We start from the raw sequence: 20,602 nt of genomic DNA, 5'->3' as shown, positions 1-20,602 counted from the left end.
CCGTCGGAGACATCGCTTCTTGGAAATCTTAAAGACTATTCCATTCTTATAACGTGATTTCCCGCTCTAGAATAACCTCAACTTCTCGAATCATCATCCTCAATTGCGGTACAGAATACTCATCATTAGAGGGAATAGTTAGGCGATATTCTCCGTAAACCATAAACTGATGTCTTGTTCCAGAAAAAGGGCCATCAAAGCCAAGCGGTCATAATTTTTTTACAAAATCACGACGCTTACAGGGTATCCATCGGCTCAAGAGTCGGCTCCTTGTTGAGGTCAATATTATCAATTACTGGTAAAGAATGTCCCAGCTTTAACCCAAGCAAAATCCAGTCTTCTAGCGTTGAGCGTAATTCATCCTCACACTCGCGCAAAGTTGATGCAAAAGCTATTACTCCTTTGCAAACAGGAATCCTACCTGCAAATGTACCATCTTCGAGCTTGTCATAAATTGCCTGGGCGATCGCTCGGTCAACATAATCGCTCAGAATAAACCTTATCGCCATGAAATCTCGCGTTGTGCTACCAGTTTAATCTTACGTTGAATGATGGTGTTTCGCCGATGAAGCGTCTACGCTCTAGAAAAGAAGTGGAAATGTAGAAGCGATGTCTACAACGGGCGGTTCCTGAGCGCAGCCGTACCACTTCGTGGAAGCAAGCTACGCGCAGCGTCTCCGACAGGAGAAGGGCTACGCCTACGCACTGATGTGGTTGTAAATTGTCTCTAACACGCTACACTTACACCTTCACAACAAAAAATCAGCTACGATCGATCATATAATTATCTTCACAAACATAACAATGTTAATTACATACACTGCAAAATATACAAAAACTAATAGCGGATATATGGGACAACTCATTGAATGGCAAGAAGTCATCACAGAGGCAGAAACTATAGAAGAATGCAGGGCTATGTTGCAAGATGCAACAAAAGAAATGATTCTTGCCTATCGTCAACAAAATAAGGAAATTCCTACAGGTAATTCTTTGCTCGAACAAATTCCTATAGAGGTTTGAGTGTGTCAGTCAAACGAAAAGAGCTAATTAAATACTTAGAAGAGAATGGCTTTTATTTATTAAGAGAAGGAGGAAATCATTCTATTTATACTAATGATATAAAAACTCTTCCTGTAAAACGGCATCGCACTATTGATCGGATTACTGCTAATGAGATTTGCAAGCAAGCAGGTTTATTACCTAATTTTTAATTGCTCTGTTAGTTCGTAGTGAAGCACTAACAGCAAACGCTACCCTAGAAATCAGCATCACTCAAACCTTGAAGTTTCAAATATGATAGCTTCACCTCACCAAAACTACTTCACCGCCCAAGAATACCTCCAAATGGAGGAACAGAGCGATATCAAGCATGAATATATAGACGGCTACATCTATGCAAAGCCTGAAGTACTCGATCCACATGTTACTGTTGCTGGAAACCTTGCCGTTCTCCTCCGTAATTATGTGCGCGGCTCTGGTTGTCGTGTTTACATGGCTGACATGAAAGCCAGAATCGAATCTCTGAATCGCTTTTATTATCCTGATGTGATGGTTACTTGCGATCGACGAGATCGAGAAACGCCAGGTTATAAAAGATTTCCCTGTTTAATTGTCGAAGTTTTATCTAATTATACCGAAGCCTTTGACCGAGGCGATAAATTCGCCGATTATCAAACCCTTGAAAGTCTGCAAGAGTATGTTTTGATTAATACAAAACGTCAAAGAGTTGAGTGTTTTCGACGTAATGAACAAGGGTTATGGGTTTTACAATCTTACACATCAGAGCATCAATCATTTCGACTCAATAGCGTGGATTTTGAGGAAACAATGGCCACACTCTATGAAGATGTAGTTTTTGAATAATCAATTATTATAAAGTATTCGACGCAATATTTAGTAAAATATATAACTGATAAGCCTTGAAAGCTTCCTTACTAGGCGGAAGCATTGATGAAAGCAGGCACAATTGATTAAAAAAAGTTATGGCGCTCATAGTTCAGAAATACGGTGGTACATCTGTCGGTTCAGTGGAACGTATTCAAGCTGTTGCACAGCGTGTTTATAAAACTGTTCAAGCTGGAAACTCTATTGTCGTAGTGGTTTCGGCAATGGGCAAAACCACCGATGGACTCGTCAAACTAGCTACTGAAATTTCTCCAAATCCTAATCGCCGGGAAATGGATATGCTGCTTTCCACTGGCGAACAAGTAACTATTGCCTTACTCAGTATGGCTTTGCAGGAACTCGGACAACCAGCAATTTCGATGACTGGCGCTCAGGTAGGAATTGTTACCGAAGCCGAACACAGCCGCGCTCGGATTTTGCATATTGAAACTACTCGCCTAACTCGCCACATAAATGCAGGTAAAGTAGTTGTAGTAGCTGGCTTCCAAGGTATCTCTAGCGTTGGAGAGATGGAAATTACCACTTTGGGGCGTGGTGGTTCTGACACTTCAGCAGTGGCGATCGCAGCCGCATTAAAAGCAAATTTTTGCGAAATTTATACAGACGTTCCAGGTATTCTCACTACAGATCCCCGGTTGGTTGCCGAAGCTCAGTTGATGGATGCCATCAGCTGCGATGAAATGTTGGAATTAGCTAGCTTGGGCGCAAAAGTGCTGCATCCCCGTGCTGTGGAAATTGCCCGTAACTATGGGGTTCCCCTGGTAGTTAGGTCTAGTTGGACGGATCAACCAGGTACTTGGGTGACATCAGCCAAACCCCAAGGGCGATCGCTAATCAATCTGGAAATTGCCCGTCCTGTCGATCATGTAGAATTTGACACTAACCAAGCAAAAGTCGCTTTGTTGCGCGTACCTGATAAACCAGGTGTGGCAGCCAGGTTATTTGGCGAAATTTCTCGGCAAAAAGTAGATGTAGATTTGATTATTCAGTCAGTTCATGAAGGTAACAGTAATGACATTGCCTTTACTGTCACTACACCAATATTAAAACGGGCAGAAGCAGTAGCAACAGCGATCGCCCCAGCACTGAGGAGTCAATCTAACCCCAAATCTGACGAAGCCGAAGTAATGGTAGAACATAATATTGCCAAAGTCAGCATCGCAGGTGCGGGAATGATTGGCCGTCCTGGTGTTGCTGCAAAGATGTTCGCCACCTTAGCCGAAGCTGGCGTGAATATACAAATGATTTCCACCAGCGAAGTCAAAGTAAGTTGCGTAGTCGATGCCAACCAATGCGATCGCGCCGTCAACGCACTCCGCACCGCCTTTGAAATCGAAGCAGGGGAGCAGGAAGCAGGGAGCAAGAGAGAATTCCTCACTCCTAACTCCTCACCCTTAACTCCTCACTCCTCGCCCATTCCCCCCGTTCGCGGTGTTGCGCTCGATTTGAATCAAGCGCGTCTTGCGATTCGCCAATTGCCAGATCGTCCGGGAATGGCGGCGAAGTTGTTTGGATTATTAGCGCAACATAATATTAGTGTTGATATGATTATCCAATCTCAGCGTTGCCGGGTGATTGATGGTGTTCCCAGAAGAGATATTGCTTTTACAGTCTCGCGGATAGACGGGGAAAATGCCAAAAAAATGCTGACTCAAGTAGCGGCAGAGTTAGGATGGGGGGAAGTTGTTTTAGATAGTGCGATCGCTAAAGTAAGTATTGTCGGTGCAGGGATGGTAGGACAACCAGGCGTTGCCGCTAAAATGTTTGAAGCTTTAGCTCAACAACAAATCAATATTCAAATGATTGCCACCTCAGAAATCAAAATTAGTTGTGTTGTGGCACAAGAGCAAGGTGTTAAAGCTTTGCAAGCTATTCATGCAGCCTTTGAACTGGCTGGTAGCGAGAAATTTGTCGTGCCAGCGTAAAATCTGAATCAATGAGCTTTCACCCTAAATCCCTCTCCCAAGCTTAGGCTACCGTGTTTACACAAGTCAAATTACCCCCCTTAATCCCCCCTTGTAAAGGGGGGAAACAAGAGAATCTTATTCCCTCCCCTTTATAAGGGGAGGGTTAGGGTGGGGTAAAACCTTGGGTTTTTCAGCTATTTCAGACTTGTGTATACACCGTAGCTCCCAAGCTTGGGAGAGGGACGTTTGATATATACACGCGGTAGCAGCCCACGCATCGATCTCATTTGAAGTTACTTAATAAATAAATATTTATATTTTAAAATCAGTAGTAATAACACTTAAGCTATAATCGAACAATTTATCAGACTATAATTTTATATTGATGAATAGTCATTTACTAGATGGACATTATCAAATACTAAAAGTTCTCAATGATGGGGAAAAAGAGAAAACCTATCTAGTTGAAGATGTTAATCTTAATGGTCAAGAATTTATCGTAAAGCAGTTATCTCTTCCTAATAGCAATCCTCAAGCTTTAACAATCCTACGCCGCTTGTTTGCCAGCAAGGCAGAAACTTTAGAAAAACTCGGACAAGAACACGATAAAATTCAAAAGCTCATTGCTTCTTTTGAAGAAAATGAAGAATTTTATCTAGTCCAAGAATTCATACCTGGTAATCCTTTAACTGACGAAATTATCCAGGGACAACTTATAAAGGAAGACCAAGTAATTAGTCTTTTGTCAGAGATATTAGAAACTTTGGTAGTTATACATAGCTATGGCATAATTCATCGGAATATTACACCAGCAAATATTATTCGCCGGGAATCAGATAAAAAATTAGTTTTGATTAATTTGGGTACTTTTAATGAAGCGCTCGATAATACTGTTGAAAATTCCGAGTATATGCCTATAGAACAAATTAACGGCAACCTCAAATACAACAGTGATATATATGCTTTGGGTATCGTTGCGATCGCAGCACTGAAAGGTTTACCTACAAAGGAAATATCTAATTTGCGAAGTCACAAAAATAAGCTGACAGGTGAAATACTTTGGCGCGATAAAAATCTAAAAGTTAACAGAAAATTAGCAAAAATTATTAATAAAATGGTGCGTTTTGACTATCGTAAACGCTACCAGTATGCAACCGAAGTTTTAGACGACCTGAAAAAGTTAATAAATGTTGATGACAATCGACAAAAACAGCATCAGAAAAAATTATTACTAGTTCTAGCAGGGATAGCTGGCTGTATTACCCTTAGTGTTGTAGCTTGGCAATTGAGATCGCCAAAACTTGTGAGTGATGCTCAAAAGACATTATACCAAAAGGGGGTCAATAAATATGAGTCAGGAAACTATGAAGGAGCAGTTGAAGATTTCAATCAGGTTATTGAATTAGATCCGCAAAACGCTTTAGCTTATAATAGGCGGGGTGATGCTTATTATCGATTAGGAGACTACGAGCAAGCACAAGCAGATTCTAGCCAAGCCATTTTACTTAATCCTCAAGATGCTAATGCCTATTTTGACCGAGGATTTGCTTTTTCGGCATTAGGCAAATACAAAGAAGCGATCGCAGATTATACTCAAGCAATTAAGTTAAATTCTAAAGACGCTTATGCTTACTATGGACGAGGATTAGCTCGTGCTCAATCGAAGGATAATAAAGGCGCAATTGAAGATTTTAGCAAAGCGATCGCCCTTAAACCCCAGTATACCGAAGCCTACTTGCAACGAGGTATTCTCCACCGCCGCCTTAAACAAAGACTTGAAGCAATCCAAGATTTTGATAAAGTAATTAAGATTAATCCTAGTGATGCTAAAGCTTATTATCAAAGGGGTTTAACTCAATCTATTAATCAACAAAAAGATGAAGCAATTAAAGATTACACAGATGCAATCAACATCAATCCCAAATACATAGAAGCTTATCTGAATCGTGGTGATATTTACAGCGATCTGGGAAATCAAGTAGAAGCTACTGAAGATTACAACACTATTTTACAGATAGATCCTAAATTTATTGCAGCTTATATTCACAGAGGTATTCACCGCTTTTCTTTTGGAGATTATAAAGGCGCTATTCAAGATTATACTGAAGCATTAAAACTAGATACTAATAATATAGCAGCTTACAACAACCGTGGTAACGCTTATCTGGAACTGGGAAATAAAAAAGCTGCAAATCAAGATTATTCACGAGCGATCGCAATTAATCCTAACAACGCCTTAGCTTACTATAATCGGGGCGTGATTCGCACCAAGCAGAAAAATAAAACGGGTGCGATCGCAGATTTCAAAAAAGCTGCAAAACTATTCCGACAGCAAGGGGAACAAGATAGTTATCAAGATGCACGGCGGGAAATTGCAATTCTGCAAAATAATTCAGCACCAGCGCCAACTAGTCGCCCAAAATCTGGGAAAATAGAAAAAAATTGAGCTACCACTCAATATAGTGTTGACTATCAACCGTCAAAACTCTTAGAGAGTGATTGTGCTATTTAAATGTGTTTTACTTTACAAATTTACGACTAGTACTTTCTCAAACTAGTTTTAATGGTTTGTAGTAAGCACTTTAGTGATTATAAAACAAGGACTAAAGTCCTGATTAATTACTATGAGTCACAGTATTTTATTACGACTCAATTAGGATTGCTATATGCTAATTCTCCTGACTTTTCGTCCAGATAATCTGGAAATATTCAGCCATAGAGATGTCGATACGGTACTGAAAAGAATTGATGGTTCTCACAATATTTGGTTACGTTGCATTCACTTCCGCGATCGCACTGGAACAGCCAGAATTATCAAGCACTTTGGACTAAATCCATCTCGTGTTAACATGATTTTCAACCATTCCCCTGTAGGAATTGATGAAGACGTAGAAGATTGTTTATTTGACAGTTATGAAATCCTAAGTTCTCAAATAAAAAATAATGAGTTTGAGGTGGTGCGTGGCAACATTGTAGTTGGAAATAATTTTATCATAACTTTTGAAATCACTGAATTAAAAATTTTAAGTATTTTAACTAATAATCTCCAAAAGCGAACTATAGATATTCAAAAATTGGGAATTGACTATCTTTTTTATCTCATATTTAAAGATATTTTAAATAACTACGAAACTGTGTTTACCTATATTTCGAGAAAACTTGATGATTTAGAAGATGAAGTTTTAGACAATTCTGGTGATGAATCAACTTACCAAAAAATTGCCACAATGAGGCAATCTACTCGTTCTGGACGTCGTAATTTTCAAAGTATCAAGTTACTTATGGCTATTATGGATAATGAAGATTTCCAATGGATCGGCCAGCCAGTGAAGGAACTATTCAATCAAGAATTGGTTCATCACGTTGATAAACTCTGGCAAGAATATCAAGCTATAAGAGCCTGGATGTCAGAACTAATGGAAATTCAACGCGATAATATTGCTAGTAAAACGGGCGAACGAATTAATCGCTTGACTATCTTATCGACCATCTTTTTGCCAATAACTTTTATATCTGGTTTCTATGGTATGAACTTCAAAAATATGCCGGAATTAGAACAGCCTTTGGCTTACCCTATGGTGATCTGTATGATGGCATTAATTGTGATTGGCAGTATTGCCTATGCTAAAAAACAACGTTGGTTGTAGGATTTATAAAGTTACTAATAAAAAAATTATAGATTTATTAAAAAAATCCTTTATCTGAGCCTGTAGGTGCAGAGAAAACTTTCATTAAGTAGACTGAATCAACCTTAAATCGGTAAACAAACGTGAACCTACCATTGATTATTCGTGCTAAAGAACATAACGAAAAAACAGCAATTGTGACAACGGACGGAGCATTTACCTATCGGGATTTGCTATACACTTCCAGTCAAATAGCAACAAATCTTCTTCAAAATATAGGAGATTTACAAGAGCAGCGAGTTGCCTTTCTCATTCCGCCTGGGTTTGAATATGTAGCCACTCAATGGGGAATTTGGCGGGCTGGTGGTATAGCTGTACCTCTGTGTATTTCCCATCCACGCCCAGAATTGGAGTATGTAATTACTAATTCTGGAGCATCGATTATTATTGCTCATCCTAATTTTGAAGATATACTGCGTAGTTTACCGCCGCAGCCATCGCTTGCCCAAGAACACAATTTGCGATTTATTCTCACCTCAGAAACGCTCCCACATAATATTAGTCGCCTCCCAGAAGTAGATATCACTAGACGCGCTTTAATTCTCTACACCAGTGGTACAACAGGTAAACCCAAGGGTGTAGTTACAACTCACCAAAATATTCAAGCGCAAGTGACTAGCTTAACTACCGCTTGGGAATGGACATCTAGCGATCGCATTTTGCATATCCTGCCACTGCATCATATTCATGGGATTATTAACGTACTCACTTGTGCATTATGGGCTGGCGCGGAGTGCCATATATTAAGCAAATTTGATGCCGAAACCGTTTGGAGGCGAATTTGTGACGGTGACTTAACCTTATTTATGGCAGTACCAACCATTTATGTAAAGCTAATTGCGGCTTGGGAAACTGCCTCTAAAGAACGCCAAAAAATTATGTCAGTAGGCTGTGCGAAAATGCGCCTGATGGTTTCTGGCTCGGCAGCGTTACCAGTTCAAGTTTTAGAAAAGTGGCAGACCATCAGCGGCCATTTTCTGCTGGAACGCTATGGTATGACTGAAATTGGCATGGCGCTATCGAACCCTTTACACGGTGAACGATTATCTGGATATGTGGGGAAGCCTTTACCTCAAGTTGAAGTGAGATTAGTAGATGAGAACGGGGAGTTAGTTCCAGCCGGAACACCAGGAGAAATCCAAGTTAAAGGCCTTGGAGTGTTTATAGAATATTGGCAAAATCCCCAAGCAACCGCCAAAGCTTTCCAAGATGGCTGGTTCCGTACTGGAGACACCGCCGTAGTTGAGAATGGCAACTATCGCATTCTGGGACGGATGAGTGTGGATATCATCAAAACCGGAGGGTATAAAGTTTCCGCTTTAGAAATTGAAGAAGTACTGCGATCGCATCCAGATATTCAGGAATGTGCAGTGGTTGGGGTTGCCGATTTAGAGTGGGGTGAACGGGTGTGCGCCGCGTTAGTATTGCAAGGGTCACAATCTTTAACATTAGAAGCTTTTAGGAGTTGGGCAAAAGAGCGATTGGCGGTTTATAAAGTGCCAACCCAAATTTTGACAGTTGAAGAATTACCGCGCAACGCTATGGGGAAAGTTACTAAGCCGACGGTGGTTGAGCTATTTTGCTGATAGCGATCGTAAACGCCAAATTAGACCTTGAGTTTCAAACCTTGTAAGTTCTTAAAATTAAGTTAACCCTCAGTTATTGAGCTTGTTTCAGAATGTAATAACCTCTGACTAAATAGTTTTAATCAGTGATTTATCTATGGAAGATTCTTGGTGAGTATTTAGTATCCAGGTCATCAATTAGAGACAAAGTAGTGCTTTAAGGTTGATATAGCAATCCTAAATCATTCGTGAGAGATAAAATCGCTGAAAGGCTTTAAAATACGTATTTTTAACCTCAGTATTTTCTCACGTTTCAATTTGGATTGCTATAGTAGTGTCAGGAATTCGTTCAATAAGGTTTGTAGTTAGATAAAATTTATAACTAATGCTATGTTTCATTTATCTCTACCAAATATCGTTTTGCCAAAGATAGAAGCCAGAGACCTTATAGCGAGTACCTCCCTTTTAATTTCACTTTTTACTGCTTATTGGAATATTTTGCGTGGTGCAAAATTCGTTAGTCCTCCATTAAGATGGATAACTTTTGGGCGTTTACCAAATCACACCTTACTGATAAATTTCCCAATTTCTATTACAAATATTGGTAGTATAACCGGAGTTATTGATGCTTTTTATATTGAATTTACAAATCTTTCCAATCATAAATATGAAAGGTTTTATGCTTGGAAAGAAAGCATCCTTATTGGGCAAGAGTTCAATTATTCTCAGCCAGAAATACCTACACCTATAGCTCTTAGGTCTGGTGAAAGTGTTGTTAAATACTACGTTTTTCATCCTGATTCTTTAGATTTTATGTATGAATGTGGACTCCATAAAATTTCTTTATATGCTTGTATAAATCCTTCTCAGAAATCTGTAAAACTATACGAACAAAACCTAAACATTGATAGTGTTCTAAACCCAAGCACGTTGCCGAATGAAATATCTCTGTTGTTTAGTTATAATCTTATCCCTACCAAAATCCTGAGAGTATCGAATTACGGAGTTGAGGCATCAGTAAGGTCTATAATACACATAGCGAAGGGCTAGTTATACGTGGTCAAACTACTGTGTTGAGCGTTTGTTTTGTTGAAATTTTAGTTTACATTGGCAACGATATAGGCGCAAGGAGGGTTTTCATTTTGTAAGGTTTAGAATATTAAGCGATCGCACCTAATTAATTTCTCACCCCTTCGGTATTTTCGGCGGACACCAAAAGAGATTTTTACTAGACACACCAAGGGATTCTAGAATTCCTCGCATCACCTCTGTGCAGTACATCCAGTGTCCCAAATCGTCATACATGCGATCGGGATTAAACTCGACATTGTAATGCAGCACATTGGGAAGGTCTAAAAACTCATCATCGCTTTGGGGAGAAAGAAGCAAGAGATGAAATGGCTTCCCCTGACATTGTTTTTCCAGCTTGTTGACTAAATCTAACACACCACCGCGATCGCTAATTCCTGTGCGAACAAAAAGCACTTTGTCGCAGTGCCGCAGTGTATACCAAAACCTTTCAGCGCGTGCCGTGTAACGAACCCGCATCCGTTCATAGACGGGAGACATATCTTGAACAGCGTTGTCTGTCTCCTCAACTTCATGGGCAAAGGATAAACCCGACCATTTACCGTGGTAAATCCTGCCTGCATCAGGGCTGTAGTGCAGAAAAGCAGGGTTCCACATATCATCAAAACCGGTTTTGATCGCATCCGCAACATCTGCAATATTAGTAGTGCGCGTTAAATCGAAGGGAAAGGCGGGGCCATCGTACTCCATTTTATACAACATCATACGGACGGCACAGCGATCGCCAAGGGGAAGAATTGCCACACGGCTGATATCTGATAACTCACATTTGTATTGGAAAAATACCGCAGACTTAGGTGGTGCTTTTACCCGGCTTTCTAGCCCATCTTTACCAATCATCATTGTGCGAAAAGGGACATCAGGATAAAGCGGATCTTCATAAACACCCGATGGCATGGCTTTAAGGGCATTGCAAACTTCCGTCCACATCGGCTGAATGTTGTACTCGTTATCTGATTCGTTGATTATCCAGAGGTGGCGTTCATCCGTTTGCAAAATCTCCAGATGTCCGTCATAGAATAAAACGTTGTTCGGCGAAAAAAGATTGAAGGCGGGACTATATTCTAAATCGGTATTTGGGGGGATGTTTATTGTAGTTGCGATCGCACCATCCTCTACAACGAAGAAGGGGAGCGTTCCTGGTTGGGTATCCTTGGCAATGTAAATACCTGATATCAATCCAGCCTTACTTTGCAGTGCAGTTTGTAGTTCTTGCCAATAGGGAGCGATCGTGTAGCTGTATTGCGATGTATTAATAATCCGTAAACGCTTCTCTTCCATACAGACAGAGACATTAAAACCCGCATTGTCAAAGTAGATGGGAAATTCATTCGGCTTGCGGAAGCGTTGTTTTTCTTTTGCCAATTCGTCTTTGTCGATATCAAATAGTTGCTGGTCGATCTGCTGATACATGAGGCTATGACCGACTGTGTTCGGGTGAGCCGGATCGAAGGATATCCCCGCTTTCCATCTTCCTTGTCCATCATCTACAGCAGCCAACCAATCCAGTACAGGTACGCCCCAATTTAGCATCCGGTTGTGTGTGTCTCGGATCAGCCAGTAATGTTCCTGGGAATAATCGCCATTGGGATAGACACCGCCCAGAATTGGAATTGCCCCGATGTCTCGCGTCATTTTCACAAGTTGCTGCAAACCACTTTCAAACCGTCGCTGTACTGCTCGTCGTTCGTGAGGGGGACAGTAAGCTAACCCTTCGTTACCCAGAGACAAGGCAATGATGACGATATCCGGGTGTTCTGGGGTGACAAACCAAGGGAATCGAGCGATCGTTCTGCTGACATTCGCTCCCACCTCTGACACATTCACGAGTTTATGCCCATATTTTTGCTGTAAAGCTTGTGCCAACTGCCAAACCCAACCTTTCAAAAACCAGGCTTTATGACCTAATGCAACGGAACTACCAATGACTACGATTTTTAAACCTTCAGGCTCTCGATTTAGGGGGATTTTAACAGCAGGCTTCTCAATATATCCAAACGGATAAGGTTGTAAATAACCGAATGCGCCATCATCCACAATTATTGTGCTGGCACGATTTTTAGAATCGATTGGAATCCAGCGGTTTGTATCTAGTAAACTCTCCCATTGGGCGTTGCCGTTGACATCGAGTAGCACATACTTGTATTCAACTTTCTGTTGACCGCCTGACTCTTGAATGTCAATTTCATCTGTCCACCATAAAGGATAGCGATCGCCACTTGTACGCAGATGAACACATTTACTAATATCCCACAATCCCAACTCTGGAGTAGAACCGACGAGGCCAATGGATTCGCCCGTTTGAGTGTATGCACTGATCTGGAATCGATACATAGAGTTTATCCTGATTTAGTGAGGACAATACCAAACGGCCAGATGAATCCTGAAATCTGTTTAGAGAATATCACATAGAACTCTTAATAATCCGGTATTAATCTTTTTAAGTATACTGAAGCTCTGATTTACATCACCCGAAGCTACCACAGGCAAGCTTTTCAAAACTAAAATCGGATTTTGATAGAAGAATCTTATACTGATTAAATATAATTTATTGTATTAAAAGTCATAACACAATTAAGAACAAATCAAAAAAAGGATAAGATTAAGTTAAATTGGTTCTATCACTCTCTTTTATATAGTTAGAGCCAGAAAAGCATTTTTACGTAAGTGTTACAAATAGTTTCAAATTAAATTAATACTTGCCGAATAATTTTTAGCAATAATAAGTTAAGCGAGTTGAGATTTAGCTAAGTATGGATAACTTACCTCAAAACGATTCTAGCTCCCCTGCTGGGGGTGGTTTACCTGTAATTCAGTATTGGATAGAAAAAACTCTCTCATCAAAAGGATTAAAATTATGGCAAACTCTCAATCATAAAAGTGCATGTTTATCCTGCGCTTGGGGCACGGGTGGACAAAAAGGAGGGTTTGTTAATGAAGCGGGAGAATATTTACAACGCTGTGCTAAAAGTGTAGAGGCGATCGCTGCGGAATTGCAACCAGGAATTAAGCGAGATTTTTTCCGAGAAAAAAGCATTAGTGAATTACAAAAACTGACTTCTCAAGAATGCGATTCCTTGGGTAGATTAAGTTATCCTCTGATTCTCAGATCGGGTTCATCCCATTATCAACGTATAAGCTGGGAAGAAGTTTACCAGATCGCTACACAAGCCTTTAATTTCCCACCAGCCCGAATTGCTAGTTATAGTTCTGGACGCTCATCTAATGAAGCTGCCTATTTACTACAATTATTAATGCGATCGCTAGGTAGTAATAATCTAGCAGACTGTTCAGATTTGTGTCATGCACCCTCAACAGTAGGGTTAAAAAAAGTTTTCGGCTCAGGTACATCGATGGTGAGTTTAGAAAACATAAAACATAGTGATTGTATAGTTTTAATTGGTTCTAACGCCCCTGCAAATCATCCACGATTGATGAACGAATTGATCGAATTACGGGAAAGAGGCGGGAAAGTAATTATTATTAATCCCCAAATTGAAATTGGTTTAGTTAAATTTGCGTCTCCTGCATTTCCGATCAAATCTTTACTCACGGGAGGTTCTGATATATCTTCTTTATATTTGCAACCAATTCCTGGTAGTGATGCTGCATTATTTGTCGGTTTACAAAAATCTCTGATTGAACAGAATTTAATTAAAATAGAATATCTGAAAGCTTATACACAAAATTGGCAAGAAGTTGTAGATTACGCTAATAATATCTCGTGGGATAACATCACTAGCACCTGTGGGTTATCCCAAGAAGAAATCACAGCAACAGCTTATATAATTGGTAAATCAACGCGTGTAGTTTTTGCCTGGGCAATGGGTATAACTCAACACTCTAACGGTGTGGATAATATTTTTAGTATTGCTAATACAGCCTTAATTACAGGTAACGCTGGTAAAATTGGTGCTGGGACAATGCCCATTCGAGGACATTCCAATGTGCAAGGCTTTGGTTCAATGGGTGTTACTGTAAACTTGCGAGAAGAAATCAAACAAGCACTATCTCAATTATTAGGAAAAACTCTAAGTGAAACTCCTGGCTATCATACCCGTGACTTGATCGCAGCAGCAGAATTAGGAAAGATAGATACACTGTTTTGTTTAGGGGGTAATTTGTATGCAGCTAACCCAGACTTACAGCAAGTAAAACAGGCGTTATCGCAAATAGAAACCATATTTTATGTAGCTACAAAACCCAACTTAGGACATTTCCACGGATTAGCAAAACAGCAAACTTTAATATTACCTGTATTCAATCGGTTTGAAAATCCTCATAAAACAACAACTGAATCGGGTAATAATTTTGTGCGGTTAAATGATGAAGGTAAAAGTCATTTAAAAGCGCCTAATGCCGATCTAATTTCGGAAATAGAATTAATCACAGAAATTGCTCATCGTTTACATAGTGAAACACCGATAAATTGGCGTAAGCTGCAAGATACAGCTTATGTGAGAGAATTAATTGCTAAAACTATTCCTGGCTATAAGAAGATTGGCACAATTGACCAAACTAAGCAGGAGTTTATCATTGAAGGGCGGATTTTGGATGAACCGAAATTTCCCACACCTGATGGTAAAGCACAAATGTTTGTCACACCTTTACCGCAATTATCAGTACCAACTAAAGCAGCGTTTGGTGTGGCAGAAAATCAGCCAGGAATTGTGGTAATTTTAGGAACAGGGCGCAGCTATGGTCAACATAATACTGTAGTTTATCGCAGTGAAGATAAATATCGAGGTATGCCTCATCGTCACTGTATTTTAATGAATTCTCTAGATGTCAAAAAAGCGGGATTTCAGGAGCATCAGCGAGTAATAGTGAAAGGAGATCGAGAAGAATTAGACAATATTGAAATTATTTGTGGGGCGATTCTTGAAGGTGTAGCTTTTATGTTTTATCCTGAAGCTAATATTCTATTTAAAGCAAAAATTGATCCGCAAAGTGGCACACCTGCTTATAAAAGAGTTCCAGTTTGTATTATAGGTTCTCGACTTCTTTAAGAACAGGCGAATCCAGGCTTTGAGTTTTTGTTGTTTGTAGACATCAGTTAAATTATTGAGAGTAAATTGTAATAAATAAACTTATTACCCGTTGTTTCAGAAGACTTGAAATGCTTATTCCACAATCAGTTTTGTTACTACTCAGCTAGGATGTGCCTGAATACAAGCATCAGAAAAACATAAATAAATATTAATATCTTAATAGTTATATATAAGTTAAGAGTTAAATAATCTTAGGAGAAATAAAAATACCTGGGATTTGCATCGGCAGTTGTATTTGCTGCTAGATAGTAGTGATGCAGATCCTTTCTCAACCTAGAATAACAATTTTTTAGCTGGTACTGGTAGGCATCCTGAGTCGGTGACTGCCGATAAACCTTGCGTTTGAACATGAAGGAAGCAACAATGAGTAGCAATCTAGCCATCAAACTGCGCTCTGGAACTCAACAAGCCCACACATCAGCGGAAAATGTGGCATTCATGAAATGTTTTTTGCAAGGAGTTGTGGATAGAGACTGCTTCGCTAAATTCTTAAGCAACTTGTATTACGTCTACAGCGAACTAGAAGCGGCATTAGAGAGCCATAGAGTGCATCCTGTGATTAGTGCGGTTTACTTTCCTGAACTTAATCGTCAATCCTCACTCGAAAAAGACATGGTGTTCTATTATGGGGATAATTGGAGAGAGCAAGTTACAATCTCACCTGCTGCCCAGAGCTACATTGACCGCATTCGGGAAATTTCTGCTAGTGAACCAGCCTTATTGCTAGGTCATGCCTACACTCGCTACATGGGCGATCTTTCTGGGGGTCAAATGCTACAAAAAGTTGCTCAGTCAGCCCTAAAGCTTTCTGGGTATGAAGGCACATCCTTTTACAACTTTGAGCAAATTCCTGACAAAAAGGCATTTAAGGATAAGTATCGTCAGGCATTAAATGCATTACCCGTTGATGATATAACAGCAGAACGGATTGTTGCAGAAGCTAATAATGCCTTTGGGTTCAATTTAAAGATGGCTCAAGAGTTAGAGGGAAGTTTAATTAAAGCACTCGGTCAAGTTCTCTTTAATAGCCTCACTCGTTCTCAAAATTCAGGTAGCACTGAAATAGCTGCGGCTAATTAATTTTGTCATTTGTCATTGGGCATTGGGCATTGGTTATTTTCCCCTTATCTCCTCACAGACGCGATTAATCGCGTCTCTACCTACTCCCTTCATTTATTGGAAAGCAACTCAATGGTTTTTCTATTACCTGGTGTTAAGTTCGATCTGGATCTGATTCAAAAGTACGACACTCGCGCACCTAGATATACCAGTTACCCGCCCGCTACAGAGTTAAGCGAAACATTCACTGAAACTGATTTTAAGGCCGCGATCGCCGCCTCGAATCAACGCAAAACCCCTATGAGTTTGTATTTCCATATCCCTTTTTGCCAAAGTGCTTGCTACTTCTGCGGCTGTAATACAGTAATTTCCAACAACAAGAATATTGCTAAACCCTACGTGGAGTCTTTGGTTGAAGACATTAAAAACACCGCAGCTTTAATCGATTCCGATAGAAAAGTGCTGCAAATCCACTGGGGAGGTGGTACTCCTAATTATTTGGAGCGTCACCAAGTAGAATTTTTATGGAAAAATATCAATCGCTATTTCAACATCGATCCCCAAGCAGAAATCTCAATTGAGATTAATCCCCGCTATATCGATAAAAACTACATTTTCTTTCTGAGAAAGATTGGATTTAACCGCATTAGTTTTGGCATTCAGGATTTTAATCGCCAAGTTCAAGTAGCAGTGAATCGCGTACAGCCAGAAGAAATGCTATTTGATGTCATGAGTTGGATTAAAGAAGCTAAGTTTGAAAGTGTGAATGTAGACCTAATTTATGGTTTACCTTATCAAACACGTGAGACTTTTCAAGAAACGCTGAAAAAAACAATTGAATTAGATCCTGACCGAATTGTTGTGTTTAACTTTGCTTATGTGCCTTGGCTAAAACCGACGCAAAAAAATATTCCTCAAGAGGGGCTACCCCCAGCACAGGAAAAGTTAGAAATTCTGAAAATGACCATTGAAGAATTGACGAATAACCAATATCTATTTATTGGGATGGATCATTTTGCTAAAACTAATGATGAACTAGCGATCGCTCAACGTAATGGTACTCTTAAACGCAATTTTCAGGGCTATACTACCCACGCAGAGACAGAATTATTTGGTTTTGGTGCAACATCCATCAGTATGTTAGAAGATGCTTATGCTCAAAACCACAAGGAGTTAAAGGATTATTATCAAACACTGGCAATAGGTAGTTTACCTATTAGTAAAGGTATCAAACTCACTCAGAATGATATTATTCGACGGGATGTGATTATGAGTATTATGTCTCATTTTCAGCTTCATAAGCAAGATATTGAAAACAAATATCATATTAGTTTTGATGAATATTTTTCTGAGGAACTAGAGGCGTTAAAACCACTAGAAGCTGATGGTCTAGTCAGTTTATCAAAAAATCAGATTCAGATTACCGACATCGGTAGATTACTAGTAAGAAATATTGCCGTCATATTTGATACTCATACAAGAACGCGAGAGACAAAGTTTTCTCGTGCTATTTGATATCGCTTCTGCAAATCTTTACCACATATTATCCCCTCAATCTATCTGAAAAATAAAATTTGAGGGGATATTATTAAGACTATAGTAATCCAATTTTATGTTTGAACTTATTTGTGTGGTGCATGAAGCGCAGTGCAAGCGGATAGGCAGTCAAAAGGTAATTGGAATAAAGTTGTTAAATAAAAATCTACAAAAATCTTGGTTAATTATTTATATAGATAATTAACGATCGGTTATAACGAAAATTATCAAAAGTTGAATGAATAAATATTTTTAATACATCCCCAAGAAGTTAGATACGAACTTTATACCTGAAGACAGAGATAAAAAATAATATATTGATTAGCTAATTAAGATTTAGTTTTGTTGACAATAATTATGTCTATGATTAGATGTTTTTAAGAACTTCTAGCTTAAAATATGCAAAAATTTTCGTTTAACGTTAAAAAGATGTAAAAAACGCAAATTCTCATCCAATTCTGAATATGAAAGTATTGTGTATAACTTTTGGATTTAACATTTACCCCATCTGGTAGAAAGAATTTGGAATTAGAGTTGATAACTTAGATATTAAGTGAGTGAGATTGTTGAGGCGGTTATGAGTATTATTGCTTGGATAGTTTTAGGACTTTTGGCAGGTGCAATCGCTAAAGCTATTTATCCTGGTTCTCAAGGCGGCGGAATTCTCTCCACAATGATTTTGGGTATCATTGGTGCTTTCGTCGGTGGAACTTTATTTACCTTGTTAAGAACAGGAACTCTGCAAATTACTGCGGCTGGCGCTGGTTTAACTCTTCCTGGTATTTTAGTGGCTGTGCTTGGTGCAATTGTTGCTATTTATCTGTGGGGATTAATCAGAAGAAGCAGCAATGCATAATCGCTGATTGGCAGTTATCAACCCTGAGATAACTACTGGACTTTTTCAATCTTTTAGTTCACCAGTTTAAAAAGCTAAAAAACATCAAATTAGCTCTATCTGGAAAAATACTAAAAGATAAATCAATTAATTCTGAAACATCATAACCTTGGGAAGTGTAGATCTATGTTTTTCCACAAAAAAGAGCCTATTCATGCAGTTAACGTAAGTGAACCAAACCCACGTTTTGCTCAATTGCTACTAGAGCAGTTTGGCGGAGCTACTGGAGAACTTAGTGCAGCGCTTCAATATTGGGTGCAATCATTCCATGTCGAAAATGCTGGCATTAAAGATATGCTCCAAGACATTGCAATTGAGGAATTCAGCCATTTAGAAATGGTTGGTAAACTCATTGAGGCTCATACTAAAAATGTAGATCAAACAGAGGCTTACAAAAGTACTCTTTTTGCAGTCCGAGGAATTGGGCCTCATTTTCTAGATAGCCAAGGTAATGCTTGGACTGCAAGTTACTTGAATGAGGGTGGAGATGTAGTACGTGATTTAAGAGCTAACGTTGCAGCTGAAGCTGGCGCTCGTCAGACTTACGAAGAGTTGATTAAGTTGGCAACTGACAAAGGAACCCAAGAGACTTTAGTCCATCTGTTAACACGAGAAATTTCTCATACTCAGATGTTTATGAAAGCTCTAGATTCGCTAGGTAAGTTGACAGACCCATTCTTTGGTAATATTAAGCCCGATGAAACTGTTGCTCTTTACTACAACCTGTCTACAAACGGAAATGGTCAAGATGAGCGTGGGCCCTGGAATTCTGAGCCAACATTCAAATACATTGCTAATCCGCTAGAAAGCCACTCTTAATTGCATAGCTTGATTTTGAGTAAAGAGATGATTGGGAGATTCTAAAAAAATCCCACTCAGAAAGTAAAGTCGGTTATTTGCTCACCTGATTTAGCAAATTTTAGGCTGTTTCACTACATCTAGCAGGCAAAAATATTCCCGACTTTTCTAATAAGTCGGGAATTTTCGCTGAGTATTTGGCTATTACACCAATTAAAAATAGCTATAGCTATAAATATTCAGAAACACTGAAAAATTCCTAGCGATCGCTTCTTCAATTTCTACCTCGATATTTCTAATTTTAGAAATTAATTCAACTAAAAATCTGGAGATTAACTTGTGATTGTCAACGCTACATCAAATGGTTGGGAAGTCATTTATCATCGTGCCCATGCTTTATTAGCAGCTCAACTGGCTGGACAATGGCAACGTAAAAATGCTCCCGTAAGGTTATATGAAACAATAGCTGCAATTTCTCATCACGACGATCTAGAAAAAGAGTGGGAAGAAGATATTCTAACTGAAGCGGGTGCGCCAAAGGACTTCATGCTCTCCACAAATGCCGATTTAGATGCAGGTGTCGATAAATTGGCTAATTTGGCAAAGAATGCCCTTTACCGTGGACGATGGGTAGCTCTATTAATTTCCATGCACATCAGCCGTTTAAATGAGTCCAGCCGGGGTAAGTCCTCAAAATTAGACAAACTTTTAGACGAGCAACTTCAAAATCAGCAACGTTGGCGCAAAGAATTGGGCATCAAAAAGGAGGAAGTTGATGCAGCCTATGCATTTATGCAATGGTGCGATCGCCTTTCTCTCATTTTATGCCAGCAGGAACTACCTGACGATGAGCGGTTTTTAGAAATTAGCAAGGGCCCTGAAGGTGAGCGCTATGACATTATGCAGCGCAGTGATAACTTGGTTGTTGTCAAACCCTGGCCCTTCCAAAACGATAAATTCACGGTCAACGTCGAAGCCTGTGACCTCTCTGAGGTGAAATTTCAGAGTAGCACCGAATTAACTCAAGCACTACAAGAAGCCCCGATCAAGGTACTAGAGTGGACATTCGTTAAGAGTTAGATGCATACAACTTACAGCTATTTTCCTG

16 protein-coding genes are annotated in these 20,602 nt (G+C 39.4%); 14 read left to right on the top strand and 2 right to left on the bottom strand.

Features of this window, described 5'->3' with window-relative positions:
• Positions 1–236 precede the first annotated feature (236 nt).
• On the bottom strand, positions 237–509 hold the full coding sequence (locus tag RMZ95_RS12380; protein WP_229497769.1) for a type II toxin-antitoxin system HicB family antitoxin: 273 nt from the start codon (positions 507–509) through the stop codon (positions 237–239).
• A 343-nt stretch (positions 510–852) separates the two neighbouring features.
• Between RMZ95_RS12380 and RMZ95_RS12375 the strand changes: the two genes are divergently transcribed.
• The 8 genes from RMZ95_RS12375 (at position 853) to RMZ95_RS12340 (ending at position 10,116) form a co-directional block, all read left to right on the top strand.
• Positions 853–1,023 (top strand): type II toxin-antitoxin system HicB family antitoxin, encoded by a 171-nt coding sequence (locus tag RMZ95_RS12375; RefSeq protein ID WP_322673463.1) that lies wholly within the window; start codon positions 853–855, stop codon positions 1,021–1,023.
• A 2-nt stretch (positions 1,024–1,025) separates the two neighbouring features.
• Positions 1,026–1,214, top strand: coding sequence for a type II toxin-antitoxin system HicA family toxin (locus RMZ95_RS12370; protein ID WP_322673462.1), 189 nt, complete (start codon positions 1,026–1,028; stop codon positions 1,212–1,214).
• A gap of 82 nt (positions 1,215–1,296) precedes the next feature.
• Complete coding sequence (locus tag RMZ95_RS12365) at positions 1,297–1,866, top strand: Uma2 family endonuclease (protein WP_322683807.1); 570 nt, start codon at positions 1,297–1,299, stop codon at positions 1,864–1,866.
• Positions 1,867–1,985: 119 nt separating this feature from the next.
• Complete coding sequence (locus tag RMZ95_RS12360) at positions 1,986–3,833, top strand: aspartate kinase (RefSeq protein WP_322683806.1); 1,848 nt, start codon at positions 1,986–1,988, stop codon at positions 3,831–3,833.
• Between the two features lie 367 nt (positions 3,834–4,200).
• On the top strand, positions 4,201–6,261 hold the full coding sequence (locus RMZ95_RS12355; RefSeq protein ID WP_322683805.1) for a tetratricopeptide repeat protein: 2,061 nt from the start codon (positions 4,201–4,203) through the stop codon (positions 6,259–6,261).
• 220 nt (positions 6,262–6,481) lie between these two features.
• The gene (locus RMZ95_RS12350; RefSeq protein WP_322683804.1) at positions 6,482–7,462 is read left to right on the top strand and encodes a magnesium transporter CorA family protein; all 981 of its coding nucleotides are present in this window, start codon (positions 6,482–6,484) and stop codon (positions 7,460–7,462) included.
• A gap of 122 nt (positions 7,463–7,584) precedes the next feature.
• A complete protein-coding gene (locus RMZ95_RS12345; protein ID WP_322683803.1) occupies positions 7,585–9,087 on the top strand; it encodes an acyl-CoA synthetase in 1,503 nt (500 codons plus the stop codon).
• A 369-nt stretch (positions 9,088–9,456) separates the two neighbouring features.
• The gene (locus tag RMZ95_RS12340; protein WP_322683802.1) at positions 9,457–10,116 is read left to right on the top strand and encodes a hypothetical protein; all 660 of its coding nucleotides are present in this window, start codon (positions 9,457–9,459) and stop codon (positions 10,114–10,116) included.
• Between the two features lie 135 nt (positions 10,117–10,251).
• Here RMZ95_RS12340 and RMZ95_RS12335 read toward each other — a convergent pair whose 3' ends face one another.
• Positions 10,252–12,489, bottom strand: a complete 2,238-nt coding sequence (locus RMZ95_RS12335; RefSeq protein ID WP_322683801.1) for a DUF1796 family putative cysteine peptidase — start codon at positions 12,487–12,489, stop codon at positions 10,252–10,254.
• Between the two features lie 419 nt (positions 12,490–12,908).
• Between RMZ95_RS12335 and RMZ95_RS12330 the strand changes: the two genes are divergently transcribed.
• From RMZ95_RS12330 to RMZ95_RS12305, 6 genes are all read left to right on the top strand, one after another.
• The gene (locus tag RMZ95_RS12330; RefSeq protein ID WP_322683800.1) at positions 12,909–15,164 is read left to right on the top strand and encodes an FdhF/YdeP family oxidoreductase; all 2,256 of its coding nucleotides are present in this window, start codon (positions 12,909–12,911) and stop codon (positions 15,162–15,164) included.
• Positions 15,165–15,569: 405 nt separating this feature from the next.
• Positions 15,570–16,286 (top strand): heme oxygenase (biliverdin-producing), encoded by a 717-nt coding sequence (locus RMZ95_RS12325; RefSeq protein WP_322683799.1) that lies wholly within the window; start codon positions 15,570–15,572, stop codon positions 16,284–16,286.
• A gap of 111 nt (positions 16,287–16,397) precedes the next feature.
• Entirely contained in the window at positions 16,398–17,780 is a 1,383-nt protein-coding gene (hemN, locus tag RMZ95_RS12320) for an oxygen-independent coproporphyrinogen III oxidase (RefSeq protein WP_322683798.1), read from the top strand.
• Between the two features lie 598 nt (positions 17,781–18,378).
• Positions 18,379–18,657, top strand: coding sequence for a GlsB/YeaQ/YmgE family stress response membrane protein (locus RMZ95_RS12315; protein WP_322683864.1), 279 nt, complete (start codon positions 18,379–18,381; stop codon positions 18,655–18,657).
• A gap of 165 nt (positions 18,658–18,822) precedes the next feature.
• Positions 18,823–19,515 (top strand): manganese catalase family protein, encoded by a 693-nt coding sequence (locus tag RMZ95_RS12310; RefSeq protein ID WP_012410902.1) that lies wholly within the window; start codon positions 18,823–18,825, stop codon positions 19,513–19,515.
• 318 nt (positions 19,516–19,833) lie between these two features.
• Positions 19,834–20,574: a DUF3891 family protein gene (locus RMZ95_RS12305; RefSeq protein WP_322683797.1), complete on the top strand. Its 741-nt coding sequence runs from the start codon at positions 19,834–19,836 to the stop codon at positions 20,572–20,574.
• Positions 20,575–20,602 lie beyond the last annotated feature (28 nt).

This window comes from Nostoc sp. DedQUE07, assembly GCF_034530975.2.
Classification (GTDB): domain Bacteria; phylum Cyanobacteriota; class Cyanobacteriia; order Cyanobacteriales; family Nostocaceae; genus Nostoc.
Note: the sequence above shows the minus strand (reverse complement) of the source record. Positions and strands in the feature narration are given on the sequence as shown.

What these genes read in the sequence shown, in the direction of transcription:
- RMZ95_RS12380 (WP_229497769.1), bottom strand. Translation starts at nt 509, where the DNA reads ATGGCGATAAGGTTTATTCTGAGCGATTATGTTGACCGAGCGATCGCC.
- RMZ95_RS12375 (WP_322673463.1), top strand. Translation starts at nt 853, where the DNA reads ATGGGACAACTCATTGAATGGCAAGAAGTCATCACAGAGGCAGAAACT.
- RMZ95_RS12365 (WP_322683807.1), top strand. Translation starts at nt 1,297, where the DNA reads ATGATAGCTTCACCTCACCAAAACTACTTCACCGCCCAAGAATACCTC.
- RMZ95_RS12360 (WP_322683806.1), top strand. Translation starts at nt 1,986, where the DNA reads ATGGCGCTCATAGTTCAGAAATACGGTGGTACATCTGTCGGTTCAGTG.
- RMZ95_RS12355 (WP_322683805.1), top strand. Translation starts at nt 4,201, where the DNA reads ATGAATAGTCATTTACTAGATGGACATTATCAAATACTAAAAGTTCTC.
- RMZ95_RS12350 (WP_322683804.1), top strand. Translation starts at nt 6,482, where the DNA reads ATGCTAATTCTCCTGACTTTTCGTCCAGATAATCTGGAAATATTCAGC.
- RMZ95_RS12340 (WP_322683802.1), top strand. Translation starts at nt 9,457, where the DNA reads ATGTTTCATTTATCTCTACCAAATATCGTTTTGCCAAAGATAGAAGCC.
- RMZ95_RS12335 (WP_322683801.1), bottom strand. Translation starts at nt 12,489, where the DNA reads ATGTATCGATTCCAGATCAGTGCATACACTCAAACGGGCGAATCCATT.
- RMZ95_RS12330 (WP_322683800.1), top strand. Translation starts at nt 12,909, where the DNA reads ATGGATAACTTACCTCAAAACGATTCTAGCTCCCCTGCTGGGGGTGGT.
- RMZ95_RS12325 (WP_322683799.1), top strand. Translation starts at nt 15,570, where the DNA reads ATGAGTAGCAATCTAGCCATCAAACTGCGCTCTGGAACTCAACAAGCC.
- hemN (WP_322683798.1), top strand. Translation starts at nt 16,398, where the DNA reads ATGGTTTTTCTATTACCTGGTGTTAAGTTCGATCTGGATCTGATTCAA.
- RMZ95_RS12315 (WP_322683864.1), top strand. Translation starts at nt 18,379, where the DNA reads ATGAGTATTATTGCTTGGATAGTTTTAGGACTTTTGGCAGGTGCAATC.
- RMZ95_RS12310 (WP_012410902.1), top strand. Translation starts at nt 18,823, where the DNA reads ATGTTTTTCCACAAAAAAGAGCCTATTCATGCAGTTAACGTAAGTGAA.